This window comes from Microbacterium sp. (assembly GCF_048259935.1).
In the GTDB taxonomy this organism is placed as follows: Bacteria; Actinomycetota; Actinomycetes; order Actinomycetales; family Microbacteriaceae; genus Microbacterium.
Genome location: NZ_JBLXHF010000004.1, coordinates 271342 through 288566, shown reverse-complemented (window position 1 = coordinate 288566; position 17225 = coordinate 271342). Strand labels below are relative to the sequence as shown.

The window sequence follows — 17225 nt, the reverse complement described above, 5'->3', positions numbered from 1 at the left end:
CCGCAAGAACGCCTCTCGGCGGAAGGCCGCTCGCAGCGGCAAAATTTGGAGCCCGGGGTTATGCGGCCCGGCTATTCAAGTGTAACGGTTTGAGCGCGGTGGTATTCCTGCGCGGCGTCGTAGAGTCGTCTCATGTCTCAGCGCTTCGCCTTGATCATCGACCCGGCCGGCCCCGATGAGGAACGAGTCGACTACTCCGGCAGTTTCACCCTTGTGGATGCCGAGGCGCCTGCACTGAGCGTCGGAGAGCTGAGCACTCAGCGAGGGGACGGCGTCTTCGAGTCGATCGGGGTGATCGACTCCCATGCGCAAGAAGTCGGTCCGCATCTGGAGAGGCTCGCCAACTCCGCGCACATCTGCGACCTGCCCGCACCGAACCTGGAGCAGTGGCATCAGGCCATTGCCGTGGCCGCCGCAGCCTGCCCGGCAGGCGAGTGGGTGATCAAGCTCATCCTCAGCAGAGGAGTGGAGCACGGACCCACCCCGACGGCATGGGTGACGGCGGCCCCGGCATCCGATTTCTCCGCCGTGCGCAGGAACGGCGTCAAGGTCGTCACTCTCGATCGCGGCTACCCGCTCGACGTCGCGGAGCGTTCGCCGTGGCTGCTGCTCGGGGCGAAGACACTCTCGTATGCCGTGAACATGGCAGCTCTTCGTGAGGCTCGGCGGCGCGGCGCGGATGACGCGATCTTCCTCTCCAACGACGGATACGTGCTCGAGGCGCCGACGGCATCCCTCATCCTTCGATTCGGTGACCGGTTCATGACTCCCGCCCCGACCGGGGGAATCCTGCACGGCACGACGCAGCTGAGCGTGTACGAGTTCTTGGCCGCACGCGGATTCGAGACCGGATATGCCCGGATCCCGGCATCCGATCTCACTAATGCGGATGCTGCGTGGCTCGTCTCGAGTGTGCGATTGGCTGTGGCCATCACCGACGTCGACGGCCAGAACCTCCCCGCTGACCAGTCCCTCACAGCTGACCTGAACAACTACCTTCTCTCGCCGCGCGACTGACTGGCTGGTACGACGCGCATAATTCGTCCGGAATCCCGGACGTTCCTTGTGCCCGTCGGCGCGTCGGCTCTGCGCCACGCCGAACGACGGCCGGATCGTCTGGGATTCAGCCCGCAACGGGGCGGAGGGAGCCGCGCAGATGGGCGCCCGCGGCTACTTTGGCCAGAATCGCAGCCTCGACGGTCGGCCAGTCGTGCACGATCAGCGCATAGTCGAACCGAAGAGTCTCGTACCCGAGCGCTGCGGCGTTCGCATCGCGCACGAGATCCTTGTGTCGGCGCGAGATGAACGGGCCAGGTCGGGACCGGTCGTCGTCGTGGTTCTCCTTGCCGTCGGCCTCGACGATCAGACGGTCCCCGACGACGAAGTCGACTTCGCCCACACCGTCGATGCGAACCTGCGACCGCATTGTGACGCCGACCCGGTACATCCGCAGCCTGATCAACGACTCGAGTCCGCTGTCAGCATCCGCGCGAGCGAAGGGAATCATCCATCTCATCGTTTCGGGCAGACGCCGACGCAACCATTCCGGATCGCTGTGACGAAGCTTGTTCTGTCGCAGCGCCGACTCGAACGCGATGAAGAAGGGCTCTTCGCCCATGCACATCGCGATCTGCACGAGGACATTGCGCACCGGCGGAAGCGCACCGAGCCCGGCCCGGCCATCATCCCAGTGCACACGCATACCGGTGGCGCAATCGGGCCTGGAGCATCCGTGACGCTGAGCGGCGTGGCCGAGCCACACATGCAGTTGCGGGCAGTCATCGTCATCGAGCATCCACAGGCCGTGCAATCTGCCGGCGGTGACGCAACCGGGTGAGCCTCCGTGCTCGGCGGCGTGGATCAGCTCGTCTGAAGTGCCGAGAGCTGCATAGACGCCCTGGCGAATCTTGAGGATCTCACCCGAACGGTGCGCGCGAGCCAGCTCGCGCTTGGAGACACCTCGGGCGCAGAGCTCATGCGAACGCGCCACGGGACCGATCGAACGCAGGATGGCGGATGCCAGGGCGAAGCTCATCGTCAGAGCATCCACTGATCTGCAGAGCCTTGGGACGCGAGAAGACGCTATTCGTGGAGAACCCGAGCGATCCCGAAACGGTGCAGAACGAGTCGGATGCGCCGAATCTTAGACGCCCCGGTGCCGTTGCGGCGTGTCGCGTGGGGACACGCCGAGCCGAGGCCAGAGCGTCTGGGATTCGGCACGGGTGAGAGCCGACGCGCTCCCTATCCGAAGCGGCCGGAGACGTAGTCCTCGGTCGCCTGCACCGACGGGGTCGTGAAGATCGTGGCGGTGTCGTCGTACTCGATCAGCTTGCCGGGCTTGCCGGTGCCTGCGATGTTGAAGAATGCGGTGCGGTCCGAGACGCGCGAAGCCTGCTGCATGTTGTGCGTGACGATCACGACCGTGTACTGGGTCTTGATCTCGGCGATCAGCTCTTCGATCGCGAAGGTCGAGATCGGGTCGAGCGCCGAGCAGGGCTCGTCCATGAGGATGACATCGGGGGAGACCGCGATGGCGCGCGCAATGCACAGACGCTGCTGCTGCCCGCCCGAGAGGCCGGAGCCCGGCTTGTCCAGGCGATCCTTGACCTCGTTCCAGAGGTTCGCGCCACGCAGCGACTGCTCGACCAGTGCGTCCTGATCGGACTTCGCCATGCGCGTGTTGTTCAGCTTGACGCCGGCGAGCACATTCTCCTTGATGGACATCGTGGGGAACGGGTTCGGCCGCTGGAACACCATGCCGACCTGGCGGCGCACGAGCACGGGGTCAACTCCGGGGCCGTACAGGTTCTGGCCATCGATCAGCACTTCGCCTTCGACGCGCGCGCCGGGGATGACCTCGTGCATGCGGTTGAGTGTGCGCAGAAACGTCGATTTGCCGCAGCCAGACGGGCCGATGAATGCGGTGACCGTGTTCGGCTTGATGTCGATGCTGACGCCCTCGACGGCCAGGAAGTCGCGGTAGTAGACGTTGAGGTCGTTGACTTCAATGCTCTTGGACATTGGAATCCTTCTTGTTCAATCGGGTGATGGGGCCGCTCAGCGGCCGGTCTTCGGCGCGAATACCTTCGCGATGATTCGGGCGACGAGGTTGAGGACCATGACGATGAGGATGAGCGCCAGCGCCGACGCCCATGCACGGTCGATGAATGCCTCAGCGGGGATGCCGGGATACTTGGCCTGCATATAAGTGAACACCGGCAGAGTCGCCATCTGGCCGCTGAACATGTTGAGGTTCATGCTCTGCACCATGCCCACGGTGAGCAGCAGGGGTGCGGTCTCACCGATGACGCGGGCGATCGCGAGCATGATGCTGGTGGTGATTCCGGCGATCGCGGTGGGCATGACGACCTTGAGGATCGTCAGCCACTTGGGAACGCCGAGTGCGTACGCCGCCTCACGGAGTTCATTGGGAACGATGCGCAGCAGTTCCTCTGATCCGCGCACGACGACCGGAATCATCAGCACGGCCAAGGACAGCGAGCCCATGATGCCCAGACGTGTTCCCGGTCCCATGAGGAGCGCGAACACCGAGTAGATGAACAGACCAGCGACGATCGAGGGGATGCCGGTCATGACATCCACGAGGAACGTGATGCCCCGAGCGAGCTTCTTGCCCTGGCCGTACTCGACGAGGTAGATCGAGGTCATCAGTCCGATCGGGACGGAGATGATGGTGGCGCCGAGGGTGATGAGCAGCGTGCCCCAGAGGGCGTGCACCGCGCCGCCGCCCTCGCCGACGACGTTGCGCATCGACGAGCTGAAGAACTCGGCATCGAAGCGGACGAGTCCGTTGATGACGACGGTGTACAGCAGCGAGATCAGGGGGAGCAGCGCGATCACGAAGGCGGTCGAAACCAGTGCGGTCATCAGCCGGTCGGTCGCATGACGGCGGCTTTCGGCCACGGTGGAGATCGTGAAGATGAGCACCATGTAGAGCAGCATGCCCACGACGACGGTGAGGGCGATATTGAAGTCGGCCGGGTCGCCGCCGCTGTTCGCGACAGCGAAGATCGCGGCGGAGATGCCGAGCGAGACGAGCAGCAGGATCCAGGCGGCGCCCTTGGGCAGACGGCCCGTGGTGTTCGTGCGGGTGGAGGCGGGGGCGACGGCAGTAGCGGTCATGTCAATTGGCTCCCGAGAACTCGGCGCGGCGCGAGACGATCCAGCGAGCGATGAAGTTGACCGCAAAGGTCACGATGAACAGGATCAGACCCGCGGCGATCAGGGTGTTCACGCCCGAGTCGTGAGCCTCGGGGAACCGCAGTGCGATGATCGCGGGGATCGTGGTGGGGTTCTCCGGGTTGAGCAGGTTGAACGTGACGATGCCGAGGGGCGAGAGCACCAGCGTCACTGCCATCGTCTCACCGAGCGCGCGGCCGAGACCGAGCATGGCACCGGAGACGATGCCACTGCGCGCGAACGGCAGAACAGCCATCCGAATCATCTCCCAGCGCGTTGCGCCGAGTGCAAGAGCTGCTTCTTCATGGAGCTTAGGCGTCTGCAGGAAGACCTCACGGCAGATGGCGGTCATGATCGGAAGGATCATCACGGCCAGAACGAGGGATGCCGTGAGGATCGTCTTACCCGTACCAGAGGGCGTGCCGCCGAAGATGGGGATCCAGCCGAGGTTGGTGTTCAGCCACTTGTAGAAGGGCACCAGCATGGGCGCGAAGGTCAGAGCACCCCAGAGGCCGAAGACGACCGAGGGCACGGCCGCCAGCAGGTCGATGACGTAGCCGAGGAGTCCTGCGAGCTTGCGAGGTGCGTAGTGCGAGATGAACAGTGCGATGCCGATCGCAAGAGGTGCGGCCACGATCAGCGCGATAGCGCTGGCGTACAGCGTCCCGAACACGAACGGCCAGACCCAGGAGATGAACGACTGGCCCTCGAGGATGTGGTTGTCGCTGGTGTCCGGCGCGAACGCTGGGATCGACTGGATGATCAGGAACACCGCGACAGCGGCGAGCGTTACGAGGATGATGATTCCGGCGCCGAGTGCGGTCCCGGAGAAGATGCGATCTCCGGGACGAAGCACCGCCTTGCGTGAGGCGGGCGAACGGGTATCGGGGCCCGTCGTGGTGGTGGTCATCTGAGCGGCTCCACGGGTGCTCTAGGGATGTTCGGGTTTCATGCGGGTGCCCCCGCGGTGCTGGTTCGATCTTTCGACCAGCACCACGGGGGCGATGTCTCATCCTCAGCCTGAGCTGAGGACCAGGTCAGTTCGTGACGATCGCGTCGATCGCGCCGGTGACCTTCTCGCGCAGCTCGTCCGAGATCGGGGCGCTGCCCGCAGCGCTGGCTGCGACGTCCTGGCCCTCGGCCGAAGCGACGAACTCGAAGTACGCCTTGACGAGCGAAGCAGTCTCAGCGTCCTCGTACTCGACGCAGCCGATGAGGTACGAGACCAGTGCGATCGGGTAGGAGCCGGCGGGTGCTGCTGCCGGGTCGACGGCGAACGCGAGGTCGTGGTCGGAGCGGCCGTCCTCGAGCGGCGACGCGGCGACGAGAGCCGACGCTGCCTCTGCCGAGTACGCGACGTACTCGCCCTCGACCTCGATGGCGACCTGGCCGAGGCCGGATGCCTGCGAAGCGTCAGCGAAGCCGATGTAGCCCACGCCGTTGGTGATCGCGTTCACGACACCAGAGGTGCCGTCGGCAGCCTCACCGGTCGACAGCGGCCACTCGTCGCTGGCCTCGTTGGTCCAGACGTCGGGTGCCACGGCCTCGAGGTAGCTGGTGAAGGTCTCCTGCGTGCCGGATGCATCGGCGCGGTGAACCGGGACGATCGGCTGGTCGGGGAGCTCTACGCCCTCGTTCTGGCCGGCGATGGCCGGGTCGTTCCAGTTGGCGATGTCGCCGGCGAAGATGCCCGCGATGGTCGCGCCATCGAGGTTCAGCTCATCGATGCCGTCGAGGTTGAACGCAACCGCGACGGGGGAGATGTAGACGGGAACTTCGACGATCTCGTCGGACGCGCAGGAGCCGAAGCCGCCAGCGGCGATCTCTTCGGAGTTGAATGCGCGGTCCGAGCCGATGAAGTTCGAGGAGCCGGCGAGGAAGTTCTCGCGGCCGGTGCCGGAGCCGGTGGAGGTGTAGTTCACCGTGGCGTCGGGGTTGGCGGTCTGGAAAGCAGCGACCCATGCCTGCTGCGCGGCCTCCTGCGACGAAGCGCCGGTCGCCTCGACCATTCCGGCGATGCCGCTGGCTTCGCCCGAGGTGTCTGCGGCGTTGCTTTCGTTCGCGGCACAGCCGGCGAGAGCGAGAGCGGCGACAGCGCCGATGGCGCTGATTCGTGCGATTCGGGAGATCTTCACTGTGGGGATCCGTTCGATCGTGGATGGATGAGGCCCGGTGCAGGGCACACAGTGACGCTAAGTGCGGCGGTTAACGAGAATCTCCCGCCCGGGTGAACGGGAGGTGAACGGGAACCGTCCGCTTGGATCCGTTAGATCTTCGGAACGTGCGTCTCGATCGAGATGATTCCAGAGCCGGGGTTGGTGGCCGAGAGGTGTGCGACGGAGAACGCACCCACTTCGAGAGCCGATGCGCTGCCGAGGTAGGAGCCGTGCATCGTGCCGGTGGCGAGTGCGAGTTCGGAGAGGATGACGGGGAGCACGGGCCCATGGCTGCAGATGACCGCGGGCTTGCCCGCGCGCACGCGCTTGCCGACGACGGCGCGCACATCGGAGACCCCGTCTTCCCAGGCATCCTGGCTGATGAGCTCGGTCATCACCGGAGTGCGGTTGATCGCGTTCGCCAGCGGGGTCACGGTCTGCACGCAACGGACCGCGTCGCTGGTGACGATCCTGCGCACGCCGAACGCGCGAAGCGGTGCGACGATCGCCTCAGCCTGCCGATGTCCGCGTGCAGTCAGTGGGCGCGCAGCATCCGACCCGTCCCATTCCGATCGCGAGAGCGCCTTCGCGTGCCGGAGTACTACGACGGGATAGGTGTGCAGCACACCATCGTCGACGAGGCGCTCGAACTCGTCGAGGATCTCGAGATCGACCGGGTAGCTGAGCGTCTTGCGCGCCCGCTTCAGACTCACCCATTCCAGAGCGGCGATCTCATGATTGGGCACGAATGCCGACTTCCGGATGGCTTCGTCGGTGGCCTCTGCGGCCCAGTAGTGGACGACCTTCTGACGCTTCGGACGCATGAAGTAGCGACTGACGCCGACGGGTACGCCCAGATGCACGCGGATGCCGGTCTCTTCGCGCACCTCGCGGACGGCCGTCTGCGCGAGCATCTCGCCGGGGTCGACTTTGCCCTTGGGCAAGGTCACATCGCGATACTTCGTACGATGGATCAGCAGCAGGCGCAGCTTCCCCTCGGCTGTCAATCGCCACACGACTGCACCCGCCGCGTAGACGGCCTTGTCGTCACGCACGACCTCGACCACCGTGTGATCCTGTTTCGTGGTCATCGCACTGACCGTGACCTGCGTCGGCGATGGATCTGGCTCATGGTCTTATCCTGCAGATCGACCAGCGGGACGCCGTTCTCATCTACAGAATGTCGCTCCCACACGCCGTCGGCGGCGAGATGCCAGGAGTTGGTGCGGTCGTCCATGGCGAGGTCGAAGAACGACAGCAGCTCGGTGAGATGGTTCGGATCGGTCACCCGCACCAGGGCCTCGACGCGGCGGTCGAGGTTGCGGTGCATCATGTCGGCGCTGCCGATGTAGACCTGGGGATCGCCGTCGTTCTCGAACGCGAAGATCCGGGAGTGCTCGAGATAGCGACCGAGGATGCTCCGCACGGTGATGTTGTCGCTCGTGCCCGGCAGATCGACCTTGATGCTGCAGATGCCGCGCACCCAGATCTCCACCTTCACACCGGCCTGACTGGCGCGGTAGAGCGCGTCGATGATCTCCTCATCGACCATGGAGTTCACCTTGATGCGGATGTGGGCGGGCTTTCCGGCTTCCGCATTCTTGCGCTCGGCATTGATCAGCCGGAGCAGCCCCTTGCGCAGGTGCAGCGGAGCCACCAGAAGCCGCTTGAACTTCTTCTCGATGGCGTAGCCCGAGAGCTCGTTGAAGAGTCTGGTGAGGTCCTTGCCGACCTGGGCGTCGGCGGTGAACAGCCCGAAGTCCTCGTAGATGCGACTGGTCTTCGGGTTGTAGTTGCCGGTGCCGACGTGCGAGTAATGACGCAGCTGGCCTTCTTCTTCGCGGATGACGAGGGCGAGCTTGCAGTGCGTCTTCAGCCCGACCAGGCCGTAGACGACGTGGACGCCCGCCTTTTCCAGCTTGCGCGCCCACACGATGTTGTTCGCCTCGTCGAATCGTGCTTTGACCTCGACCAGTGCGAGAACCTGCTTGCCCGCTTCTGCGGCATCGATCAGCGCCTGAACGACAGGGCTGTCTCCCGAGGTGCGGTAGAGGGTCTGCTTGATGGCGAGCACGTGCGGGTCACGGGCAGCCTGCTCGAGGAAGGCCTGCACGCTCGTGTTGAACGACTCGTACGGGTGGTGCACGAGCACATCGTTCTTACGGATCGCGGCGAAGATATCGGCGCGACTGCTCGACCCGGTCGGCTGGAACGCCACAGGAGTCGTCGGCACGTGCGGCGGATAGCGCAGGTCGGGACGATCCACTCGCGACAGTGAGAAGAGGCCGCGAAGGTCGAGCGGGCTCGGAAGCCGGTAGACCTCCTGGTCGGTGATGTCGAGCTCTTTGAGCAGCAGATCGAGAGTCACGTCATCCATGTCATCGGCGATCTCGAGCCGGATCGGCGGACCGAAGCGCCGACGCAGCAGCTCGGCCTCGAGCGCCTGGATGAGGTTCTCGCTCTCGTCCTCTTCGATCTCGACGTCCTCATTGCGCGTGAGACGGAATGCGTGATGGTCGAGCACCTCCATTCCAGGGAACAAGTCACCGAGATGGTTGGAGATGAGGTCTTCGAGTGGCAGGTAACGAGCGATCTCGCCGGTGCGCGGCACTTCGACCAGCCGGGGGAGCATCGGCGGCACCTTGAGACGAGCGAAATCCTGTCGTCCGGTGCGGGCATTGCGGATGCGGATCGCCAAGTTCAGCGATAGGCCGGAGATATAGGGGAAAGGATGTGCCGGGTCCACAGCCAGAGGCATGAGAACAGGGAAGACGTGCACTTGGAAGTACTCGGTGAGTGCGGCCTGCTCGGCCTCGGTGAGCTGTGCCCACTCGGTGATCTCGATCCCGGCATCGGCGAGGGCCGGACGCACGAGGTCAGTCCACGCATGGGCGTGACGCAGCTGCAGAGCGTGGGCCTCTCTGGAGATGTCGGCGAGCACGTCAGACGGCGCTCGTCCGACATTCGTCGGCACCGCGAGACCTGTGACGATGCGCCGCTTGAGACCAGCGACGCGCACCATGAAGAATTCGTCGAGGTTGCTGGCGAAGATCGCGAGGAAGTTGGACCGCTCGAGCTCGGGGAGCGAAGGGTCCTCTGCCAGTTCCAGCACTCGCTGGTTGAACGCGAGCCAGCTGATCTCACGGTCGTGGTACCGATGGTCGGGCAGCTGCGAATCCGGGGTCTCGACGGCGTCGAAATCGTCGTCTTCTGCATCGCCGAGCCCGGCGTCGGTGATTGCGGCATCGATCATGGACTACATCTTTGCATCGCCGAGAGAAGTGTGTGTGAACGGTTTCTGTGCGGGTCAGTGTTCCGCAGCAGTCAGCTGGTCGTTGTCGTTGACGTTGAAGCGGTATCCGACGTTGCGAACGGTGCCGATGATCTGCTCCTGATCGCCGAGCTTGGCGCGCAGGCGTCGGACATGGACGTCGACGGTGCGTGTACCACCGAAGTAGTCGTATCCCCAGACTTCGCTGAGCAGCTGCTCACGGGTGAACACCCTGGAGGGATGGGTCGCGAGGAAGTGCAGCAGTTGGAATTCCTTGAAGGTGAGGTCCAAGGGCCTGCCGTGCAGCTTGGCCGAGTACGACTGCTCGTCGATCGTCACACCGGATGCCTGCACTCTGGTCGGTTCAGCAGTGGCCTCGGCGCGGGCGAGAGCAAGCCGGATGCGGGCATCCGTCTCTGCAGGTCCCGCGTCCACGAGGAGAACATCGTCGATTCCCCATTCGCCGGACACCGCTGTCATGCCGCCCTCGGTGACGACGAGGATCAGAGGCGATGTCTGACCGGTCGTGCGCAGGAGCCGGCATAGTGACTTCGCGCCGGCGAGATCTTTTCTGCCATCGACGATGACGACGTCGCTCTCCGGTGCGTTGACGAGTTGTGCAGGCTCGGCGGGGATCTGGCGCACCCGGTGGCTGAGCAGATCCAGCGCGGCGAGGACCTGCTCCGAAGGAGTCGAAGTCAGGACCAGGATCGATGCCACGCGCAGTTCCTCTCGGGCGGCGGATTCAGCTCGCCCAGTGGCGATCTTCACGACGCCGTGGGGGTAATGATACCGATTCGGCCGTGCGCGTCGACGAGTTCACACGAAGAGATGTCATCGCATGCGTAACAATGGAGTCATGTCCGAACCCGCCCTCGCACCGAGAAACGCACTCGTCGGCGTCATGATCGTCTGGGGTGCCGCGCTCATCACGGCCATCCTGATCGGCATCTTCGTGCCGGAAGAGTGGCGTGTGGCATGGCTGCTTCTGGCGTTCGGCGGCTCGGTGCTGCTGTCGTTCGCACTGCAGCTCTGGTACGGCCAGACCAAGGGGTTCGTCTTCCGGATAGCGGCGAGCACGACGGGAGCGCTGCTGCTGCTCGGAGTGGTGTCGGCGGGCTTCGGTCTGGCCGCCCTCGTACCCGCCTGATCGCGGCCCGCCGGTCGGTCACCCGGCAGGGGTAGAGTGGGGCCATGGACCTCGTCGCACTCGAACTCTTCTTCATCGGACTGCTCGGCCTTGCGAGTCTCGCGATCGTCTTCGTCGCGGGCGTTGTGCTGCGCAACCTCTTCCGCGGCCAGCGCTGAGCTGAGCTGTCTTCACCGTCATGCTTGAGCTGCCTACCGACCTCCCTGCCGATCTCGCACCGCTGAGCTGGCTCATCGGAGTCTGGGAGGGCACCGGTGTGATCGAGTACACCGCGCAGGACCATCGATTCCAGGGCGAGTTCACTCACCGGGTGAGCTTCAGCCATGACGGCACCGGCTACCTGAATTACTCTGCAACCGCTTTTCTCGCGGCAGAAGAGGGCGAAGAGTCCGTCCCTCTCGTCTCCGAGACGGGCTTCTGGCGTCTCTCCCGTCCTGCGACTACTGCCGATGCCGGACCAGCACTGCTCCCGCCGACTGAACAGCGCGCCGTGCGCACTGTCGACGATGTCGAACAATTGCGTGCCCCATCCGGCGGTTTCCCGATCGAGGTTTCGCTCGCGCACTCTGATGGTGCGCTCGAGCTCTACCTCGGCGAGATCAATGGGCCTCGCGTCGATATCGCGACAGATGCCATCGTGCGCAGCGCGGGGGGCAAGGCATATGGCGCTGCGACCCGCATGTACGGGCTCGTCGACGGACACCTGCTCTGGGCGTGGGACATCGCAGCGCTGGGTTCCGAAATGGCCTCGCACGCGTCTGCCCGCTTGGCGAAGGTCTGAGCATGTCTGCACTCTTCGAAGCTCTGTCAGCGCGTCAAGGCGCCGTCGTGGAAGACGCTGCGATCGTGCATTTCGGTGACCCGATGCGCGAGCAGCGGAATCTCGTCACGGGGTCGGCGGTCACGCTCGTCAGCGACCGGCGAGTGATCGAGGTCGCGGGCGAAGACCGACTCACCTGGCTGGACTCCATCACTTCGCAGGCGCTCACGCAGCTCCGCCCAGGAGAGAGCACCGAACTTCTCATCCTGGATCCCCAGGGGCGGGTCGAGCACGCCGCGGGCGTTCTCGAGGACGGCTCTTCGGCATGGCTGATCGCCGACGCTCCCGATGCCGAGGGGCTCGTGAGCTGGTTGCAGCGCATGGTCTTCCGTTCGCGAGCGACTGTCTCGATCCGTGCGGACCTTGACCTGCTCGGTTTCTTCAGCGGTGCAGCGGCAGAAGCTGTCGTCACTTCAGCGGCTGCCGCTCCGAACGGCGTGCCGCTGGTGTGGGCTGACCCGTGGCCGGCGGTGCAGGCCGGCGGGCATCAGTACTCGCAGGTATCGCCGCATCCTGCGGCTGAGTACCAGTGGCGGCTCGCGATCGTCGAAGCGGATGCCGCGGCATCCGCTGTCTCCGACCTCGAGGTCGCTGGCCTGATCGCGGCCGACGCGCTGCGCGTGGCCGCCTGGCGGCCGCGCTGGACGAGTGAGGTCGATGAACGCTCGCTGCCGCATGAGTCGGACTGGATCCGCACGGCCGTGCATCTGAACAAGGGATGCTACCGAGGCCAGGAAACGGTCTCCAAGGTCCATAATCTCGGTCATCCGCCGCGTCGGCTGGCGGCTCTTCATCTCGATGGCAGTGACGATGTGCTGCCTGCCATCGGCTCAGCGGTGTTCGCCGGAGACTCAGAAGTCGGCCGCATCACCTCTGCTGCGCGTCACTTCGAGGACGGGCCGATCGCGTTGGCCATTCTGTCGCGTCGTGCACCGATGGGCGACCTGGTGGTGCATGCCGACGGCGTCGAGATCGCGGCCGCCCAACAGGCGATCGTTCCCGCCGACGCGGGTGCCACGGCAGATGTTCCGCGCCTCACGCGGCTCTCGCGTCGTCCAGAAGGACAGGATCCACGCAAGGCCTGAGGGCTATCTCGGCGCAACCGAGTCCCAGGGCACGGTGAGTTCGCCGAGCCGCCATCTGCTGCGACCACCGATCACGGGCCACCCCAGGCGCTTCAGCGCTGTGACAGCGGCAAGGAATCGCTGCGTCGCCCCGAACGTCGATAGCGGTGCCGCACGCTCCCATTCTCGATCGAGCGCAGTGAGCAGATCGTGGATGCGCTCCCCGGGAACGTTCCGGTGGATCAGCGCTTTCGGCAGTCGCTCAGCGATGATCCCAGGACGCTCGAGCTCTGCCAACCGCAACGAGAGGGTGAAGCGCTCAGGCTCGCCCGCAGAGGAGACATCCACCCAGCTGGCGATGCGTCCGATCTCGTCACAGGTTCCTTCGAACAGCATCCCGCCGGGGGAGAGGCGGGCAGCCATCGACGCCCAGGCGTCGGGCACGTCTGCCTCGTCATACTGACGGAGCACATTCATGGCGCGGATCGCTGCGGGGCGGCGCCCGGCGGGAAGCGGCACTTCGAATCCGCCGTGCGCGAAGGAGACGCGAAGGTCAGGGGAGAAGTTCGTACGTCCCGCGCGGACGTCGTCGAGCTGCGCCTGTGCGGTCGCCACCCGAGCGGGATCGAGTTCGAAGCCGATCACTTCGGCGTCAGCGCGCACCTTCGTCAACCTTGTCGCGAGCTCGAAGGCGGTGACACCGCTCGCGCCGAAACCCAGATCGATGACGAGAGGATCGGCGGCGGTGCGAAAGGCTGCGGATGCTGCGATCCAGCGGTCATTCCGGCGGAGTCTGTTGGTTCCCGTCGTGCCCCGAGTGGGGTGTCCGAGGGGAGATGACGCCATGGGTCCATCCTGCCATCGACCCGGTGTGCTCTCGATAGACTGAAACCATGACGCGCACTCTCATCCTGCTCCGCCACGGCCAGAGCGAGTGGAACGAACTGAACCTCTTCACCGGCTGGGTGGATGTCCGCCTCACCGAAAAGGGCAAGAACGAGGCCCGTCGGGGCGGTGAGCTGCTGGCAGAGGCCGGCATCCTGCCCGACGTTCTGCACACCTCGCTCCTCAGCCGCGCCATTCAGACCGCCGACATCGCGCTGGATTCCGCTGACCGTCTCTGGATCCCCGTCACGCGCTCGTGGCGCCTGAACGAGCGTCACTACGGTGCGCTGCAGGGCAAGGACAAGGCGCAGACCCTCGAAGAGTTCGGCCCTGAGCAGTTCCAGCTGTGGCGCCGCTCCTTCGACGTTCCGCCGCCCGTGCTCGACGATGACAGCGAGTACAGCCAGGTGAACGACCCGCGCTACGCCGGCATCGACGGAGAAGTTCCCCGCACCGAGTCCCTGAAGCTCGTCATCGACCGACTGCTGCCCTACTGGAATGACGCGATCGTTCCCGACCTCGAAGCCGGCAAGACCGTCCTCGTCACCGCGCACGGAAACTCGCTGCGCGGACTGGTCAAGCACCTCGATGGCATCAGCGACGCAGACATCGCCGAGCTCAACATCCCCACGGGCATCCCGCTGGTCTATGAGCTCGACGATAACAACGTCCCCACCGGACCCGGACGCTACCTCGACCCCGAAGCGGCCGCTGCCGGCGCTGCAGCCGTCGCGTCGCAGGGCAAGAAGTAACTTCACCTTTCAACACTGAACCCCCGCCGCGCTGGTGAAACAGCGCGACGGGGGTTCAGCTGTAAGACGAGGGATCAGCCCTTGCCCGCCGACTTCTCTTCCATGAGCGCGTGGGCTTCGGCAGCCAGCGGAATGTCATGCTCTTCGACCGCCCAGTCGCCGGTGGCGAGGTAGACGACCTTCTTCGCGATCGCGACAGCGTGGTCTGCGAAACGCTCGTGGTAGCGGCTGGCGAGCGTCGCATCGACGGTCGCGGTCGCCTCGCCCTTCCAGTTGTCGCTGAGCACCTTCTCGAACACGCGCGCGTGCAATTCGTCCACGTCGTCGTCGGCATTGCGGATCTGGTCAGCCAAGCGCAGGTCCTGGCTGTGCAGCAATTCGGACAGTGTGCGTGCGATTTCGACGTCGAGCTCACCCATCGCCGAGAACGTGCTCTTGAGACCCTTGGGAATCGCACGCTCGGGGAAGCGCAGCCGTGCGAGCTGAGCGATGTGCTCAGCCATGTCGCCCATGCGCTCCAGCGAGGCGCTCACGCGCAATGCGAAGACGACGATGCGCAGGTCGCGGGCCACCGGCTGCTGGCGAGCGAGGATCTCGATGGCCAGTTCGTCGAGTACGACAGCCAGCTCATCGATCTTCGCGTCATCGGCGATGACTTCCTCTGCCAGAGCGACATCGCTGTTGCGGAAGGCTCGAGTGGCCTTGTCGATCGCGACGGTGACGAGGTCGGCGATCTCGACGAGCCGAGACTGGATGTCCTCGAGGGACTGGTGGAAGACTTCGCGCATGAGCGGCGCAACCTTTCGTTCGGGGCTCGGCAGAATACGACGGCCGTTGAGGGCACGACGGTGCTCGCGCGCTCTTAGCGATTGTGCTCGCTGAAGGTTAACGAATGGTGCCCAATACGTGAATAGTAGTTCCCGATCCTGGGGCCTGATGTGAAAGCGCGCTGAAGCAGAGGTGAACGCGCTCTACGCTGAAGACATGACCCAGGGGACCATCGCGCTCATCGCCCTCGCTGTCGGTCTGGTGATCGGCGTCGTGCTCTGCGCGATTTTCGCGTGGGCGTATCGCGCAAAGGCGCGTACGGCGCAGGCGACATCCTCTGACGTCCCGCAGGGAATCGCAGAGGTCCTCCAGAGCATGGACGACGCCGCGTGCGTCTTGGATGCTTCGGGGCTGGTGCTCGCGAACTCTCAATCAGCGACTCGGTTCGGGATCGATGTCGGTGCGACGCTGGATAACGCCGAGCTCCGCCAGCTCGTGCGAACAGTGCGCTCGAGCGGAGTGTCTACGACAGAATCCATCCGTCTCTCGCGTTCGCGGGGAGGTCTGGATCCGCGATTGGTGTCAGCACGTGCGAGTGCGCTGGGCGCACGGCTGATCCTGCTGATCATCAGAGATGTCACGGAGCAGGAACGGCTCGATCAGGTGCGTCGTGACTTCGTCGCGAACACGAGCCATGAGCTGAAGACGCCGGTGGGCGCGGTCACTCTGCTCGCGGAGGCGATCGAGTCGGCAGCAGATGATCCGCAGCAGGTGCGGGTCTTCGCGGCGCGGATCTCTGCGGAGGCGACCAGGCTCGGCCAGCTCACCGGGCGCATCATGAGTCTCTCGCGGCTGCAGGCCGCAGATGGCGTCACAGAGTTCGACCCTGTGTCGGTCGACGAAGTCATTGCCGCGTCCATCGAGGCGCATGCGGTGCAGGCCGACTCCGCGAGCGTTGAACTCGTGCGGGGCGGCGACCGTGGTGCCTATATCCGCGGTGATGTGCAGATCCTCATCGAGGCGGTCGGCAACCTCATCGCCAACGCGATCGTCTACTCGCCGAAGTCATCGCGTGTGGGCGTCGGTGTGACGGTCGACCTCGATACCGTTCAGATCGCCGTCTCCGACCAGGGCATCGGCATCAGTGAAGCGGATCGCGAGCGCATCTTCGAGCGCTTCTACCGTGCCGATGAAGCACGATCTCGCCGCACCGGCGGAACAGGGCTGGGCTTGTCGATCGTCAAGCATGCCACGCACCGGCACGGAGGAGACGTGCGGGTGTGGTCGCGTCCAGGGCGCGGATCGACATTCACGATGGTGCTGCCGCGCATCGATGCGCCGGCACCAGAGGACACTGCCAAGAAGACCAAGCACAAGCGCACTCGGAAGAGCTCCAGAGGAGCATCGTCCGCGGGCGCTCGAAAGGGAGAGCACGCATGACCCGCATCCTTATCGTCGAGGACGAGCCAGACCTCGCCGATCCTCTCGCCTACCTGCTTCGGCGTGAAGGATTCGAAGTGGAGATCGCCGAGGACGGGCCCGGTGCGCTGACGGCGTTCCGCGAGCGCGGAGCAGATGTTGTTCTGCTCGATCTCATGCTGCCGGGGATGCCGGGGACAGAGGTCTGTCGGCAGATCCGCACCACCTCGACCGTGCCGATCATCATGGTCACCGCAAAGGATTCCGAAGTGGACATCGTCGTAGGGCTCGAACTGGGCGCCGATGACTATGTCACAAAGCCCTATTCGTCACGCGAGCTGCTCGCCCGGATGCGCGCGGTGCTGCGACGGGTGGCTCAACTCGATGAAGAGCTCGAAGAGCGCGTGCTCGAGGGAGGGCGCGTCGCTCTCGACATCGATCGGCACACGGTGGCCGTCGCCGGCGAGGAGATCAACATGCCGCTCAAGGAATTCGAGCTGCTGGAGGTGCTCATGCGCAATGCCGGTCGCGTGCTCACCCGCGGACAGCTCATCGATCGCGTGTGGGGCAGCGACTACTTCGGCGACACCAAGACCCTCGATGTGCACATCAAGCGAATCCGATCTCGGATCGAGGAGAACCCCAGCGAGCCGGTCATGCTGGTGACCGTGCGCGGACTCGGATACCGCTTCGCCGGTTGAGAACGCGAAAGAGGCCGGCCACCCGATGGGTGCCGGCCT

General features: G+C 64.8%; 17 protein-coding genes. 7 read left to right on the top strand and 10 right to left on the bottom strand.

Annotated elements, in window-relative coordinates:
* Positions 1 to 132 precede the first annotated feature (132 nt).
* Entirely contained in the window at positions 133 to 1017 is an 885-nt protein-coding gene (locus ACN0RC_RS09285) for an aminodeoxychorismate lyase (protein ID WP_417511009.1), read from the top strand.
* Positions 1018 to 1123: 106 nt separating this feature from the next.
* On the opposite strand, the gene ACN0RC_RS09280 is transcribed toward ACN0RC_RS09285, so the two are convergent.
* The 8 genes from ACN0RC_RS09280 to ACN0RC_RS09245 all read right to left on the bottom strand — a co-directional run bounded on the left by ACN0RC_RS09280 (position 1124) and on the right by ACN0RC_RS09245 (position 10347).
* Positions 1124 to 2035 carry a DUF559 domain-containing protein gene (locus ACN0RC_RS09280; RefSeq protein ID WP_417511007.1) on the bottom strand — a complete coding sequence of 304 codons (912 nt, stop codon included), beginning with the start codon at positions 2033 to 2035 and terminating at the stop codon, positions 1124 to 1126.
* Between the two features lie 206 nt (positions 2036 to 2241).
* Positions 2242 to 3021 carry a phosphate ABC transporter ATP-binding protein PstB gene (pstB, locus tag ACN0RC_RS09275; RefSeq protein WP_417511005.1) on the bottom strand — a complete coding sequence of 260 codons (780 nt, stop codon included), beginning with the start codon at positions 3019 to 3021 and terminating at the stop codon, positions 2242 to 2244.
* Between the two features lie 36 nt (positions 3022 to 3057).
* On the bottom strand, positions 3058 to 4143 hold the full coding sequence (pstA, locus tag ACN0RC_RS09270; protein WP_417511003.1) for a phosphate ABC transporter permease PstA: 1086 nt from the start codon (positions 4141 to 4143) through the stop codon (positions 3058 to 3060).
* Between the two features lies 1 nt (position 4144).
* Entirely contained in the window at positions 4145 to 5110 is a 966-nt protein-coding gene (gene pstC / locus ACN0RC_RS09265; RefSeq protein WP_417511001.1) for a phosphate ABC transporter permease subunit PstC, read from the bottom strand.
* Positions 5111 to 5237: 127 nt separating this feature from the next.
* Positions 5238 to 6335 carry a phosphate ABC transporter substrate-binding protein PstS gene (locus tag ACN0RC_RS09260; RefSeq protein WP_417510999.1) on the bottom strand — a complete coding sequence of 366 codons (1098 nt, stop codon included), beginning with the start codon at positions 6333 to 6335 and terminating at the stop codon, positions 5238 to 5240.
* Positions 6336 to 6466: 131 nt separating this feature from the next.
* The gene (locus ACN0RC_RS09255) at positions 6467 to 7447 is read right to left on the bottom strand and encodes an NUDIX hydrolase (RefSeq protein WP_417510997.1); all 981 of its coding nucleotides are present in this window, start codon (positions 7445 to 7447) and stop codon (positions 6467 to 6469) included.
* A complete protein-coding gene (locus ACN0RC_RS09250; protein ID WP_417510995.1) occupies positions 7444 to 9609 on the bottom strand; it encodes an RNA degradosome polyphosphate kinase in 2166 nt (721 codons plus the stop codon). The genes ACN0RC_RS09255 and ACN0RC_RS09250 overlap by 4 nt, the downstream gene beginning before the upstream one ends.
* A gap of 54 nt (positions 9610 to 9663) precedes the next feature.
* Positions 9664 to 10347 carry a response regulator transcription factor gene (locus ACN0RC_RS09245; RefSeq protein ID WP_417510993.1) on the bottom strand — a complete coding sequence of 228 codons (684 nt, stop codon included), beginning with the start codon at positions 10345 to 10347 and terminating at the stop codon, positions 9664 to 9666.
* 139 nt (positions 10348 to 10486) lie between these two features.
* Here ACN0RC_RS09245 and ACN0RC_RS09240 point away from each other — a divergent pair, with 139 nt between their 5' ends.
* The 3 genes from ACN0RC_RS09240 to ACN0RC_RS09230 all read left to right on the top strand — a co-directional run bounded on the left by ACN0RC_RS09240 (position 10487) and on the right by ACN0RC_RS09230 (position 12682).
* A complete protein-coding gene (locus ACN0RC_RS09240; RefSeq protein ID WP_417510991.1) occupies positions 10487 to 10777 on the top strand; it encodes a hypothetical protein in 291 nt (96 codons plus the stop codon).
* 178 nt (positions 10778 to 10955) lie between these two features.
* Positions 10956 to 11558 carry an FABP family protein gene (locus tag ACN0RC_RS09235; protein ID WP_417510989.1) on the top strand — a complete coding sequence of 201 codons (603 nt, stop codon included), beginning with the start codon at positions 10956 to 10958 and terminating at the stop codon, positions 11556 to 11558.
* 2 nt (positions 11559 to 11560) lie between these two features.
* Positions 11561 to 12682 (top strand): YgfZ/GcvT domain-containing protein, encoded by a 1122-nt coding sequence (locus ACN0RC_RS09230; RefSeq protein WP_417510987.1) that lies wholly within the window; start codon positions 11561 to 11563, stop codon positions 12680 to 12682.
* A gap of 3 nt (positions 12683 to 12685) precedes the next feature.
* On the opposite strand, the gene ACN0RC_RS09225 is transcribed toward ACN0RC_RS09230, so the two are convergent.
* The gene (locus ACN0RC_RS09225) at positions 12686 to 13507 is read right to left on the bottom strand and encodes a class I SAM-dependent methyltransferase (protein WP_417510986.1); all 822 of its coding nucleotides are present in this window, start codon (positions 13505 to 13507) and stop codon (positions 12686 to 12688) included.
* Positions 13508 to 13554: 47 nt separating this feature from the next.
* Here ACN0RC_RS09225 and ACN0RC_RS09220 point away from each other — a divergent pair, with 47 nt between their 5' ends.
* A complete protein-coding gene (locus tag ACN0RC_RS09220) occupies positions 13555 to 14298 on the top strand; it encodes a phosphoglyceromutase (protein WP_417510984.1) in 744 nt (247 codons plus the stop codon).
* Between the two features lie 74 nt (positions 14299 to 14372).
* On the opposite strand, the gene phoU is transcribed toward ACN0RC_RS09220, so the two are convergent.
* Positions 14373 to 15086 (bottom strand): phosphate signaling complex protein PhoU, encoded by a 714-nt coding sequence (gene phoU / locus ACN0RC_RS09215; protein WP_417510982.1) that lies wholly within the window; start codon positions 15084 to 15086, stop codon positions 14373 to 14375.
* A gap of 196 nt (positions 15087 to 15282) precedes the next feature.
* On the opposite strand from phoU, the gene ACN0RC_RS09210 reads away from it, so the two are divergent.
* Together ACN0RC_RS09210 and ACN0RC_RS09205 are read left to right on the top strand one after the other, a co-directional pair.
* On the top strand, positions 15283 to 16506 hold the full coding sequence (locus tag ACN0RC_RS09210; protein ID WP_417510980.1) for a sensor histidine kinase: 1224 nt from the start codon (positions 15283 to 15285) through the stop codon (positions 16504 to 16506).
* Entirely contained in the window at positions 16503 to 17186 is a 684-nt protein-coding gene (locus tag ACN0RC_RS09205; RefSeq protein ID WP_417510978.1) for a response regulator, read from the top strand. The genes ACN0RC_RS09210 and ACN0RC_RS09205 overlap by 4 nt, the downstream gene beginning before the upstream one ends.
* Positions 17187 to 17225 lie beyond the last annotated feature (39 nt).

What these genes read in the sequence shown, in the direction of transcription:
- ACN0RC_RS09240 (WP_417510991.1), top strand. Translation starts at nt 10,487, where the DNA reads ATGTCCGAACCCGCCCTCGCACCGAGAAACGCACTCGTCGGCGTCATG.
- ACN0RC_RS09205 (WP_417510978.1), top strand. Translation starts at nt 16,503, where the DNA reads ATGACCCGCATCCTTATCGTCGAGGACGAGCCAGACCTCGCCGATCCT.
- ACN0RC_RS09230 (WP_417510987.1), top strand. Translation starts at nt 11,561, where the DNA reads ATGTCTGCACTCTTCGAAGCTCTGTCAGCGCGTCAAGGCGCCGTCGTG.
- pstA (WP_417511003.1), bottom strand. Translation starts at nt 4,143, where the DNA reads ATGACCGCTACTGCCGTCGCCCCCGCCTCCACCCGCACGAACACCACG.
- ACN0RC_RS09225 (WP_417510986.1), bottom strand. Translation starts at nt 13,507, where the DNA reads ATGGCGTCATCTCCCCTCGGACACCCCACTCGGGGCACGACGGGAACC.
- pstB (WP_417511005.1), bottom strand. Translation starts at nt 3,021, where the DNA reads ATGTCCAAGAGCATTGAAGTCAACGACCTCAACGTCTACTACCGCGAC.
- ACN0RC_RS09250 (WP_417510995.1), bottom strand. Translation starts at nt 9,609, where the DNA reads ATGATCGATGCCGCAATCACCGACGCCGGGCTCGGCGATGCAGAAGAC.
- ACN0RC_RS09235 (WP_417510989.1), top strand. Translation starts at nt 10,956, where the DNA reads ATGCTTGAGCTGCCTACCGACCTCCCTGCCGATCTCGCACCGCTGAGC.
- ACN0RC_RS09220 (WP_417510984.1), top strand. Translation starts at nt 13,555, where the DNA reads ATGACGCGCACTCTCATCCTGCTCCGCCACGGCCAGAGCGAGTGGAAC.
- ACN0RC_RS09255 (WP_417510997.1), bottom strand. Translation starts at nt 7,447, where the DNA reads ATGACCACGAAACAGGATCACACGGTGGTCGAGGTCGTGCGTGACGAC.
- pstC (WP_417511001.1), bottom strand. Translation starts at nt 5,110, where the DNA reads ATGACCACCACCACGACGGGCCCCGATACCCGTTCGCCCGCCTCACGC.
- phoU (WP_417510982.1), bottom strand. Translation starts at nt 15,086, where the DNA reads ATGCGCGAAGTCTTCCACCAGTCCCTCGAGGACATCCAGTCTCGGCTC.
- ACN0RC_RS09285 (WP_417511009.1), top strand. Translation starts at nt 133, where the DNA reads ATGTCTCAGCGCTTCGCCTTGATCATCGACCCGGCCGGCCCCGATGAG.
- ACN0RC_RS09280 (WP_417511007.1), bottom strand. Translation starts at nt 2,035, where the DNA reads ATGAGCTTCGCCCTGGCATCCGCCATCCTGCGTTCGATCGGTCCCGTG.
- ACN0RC_RS09210 (WP_417510980.1), top strand. Translation starts at nt 15,283, where the DNA reads ATGACCCAGGGGACCATCGCGCTCATCGCCCTCGCTGTCGGTCTGGTG.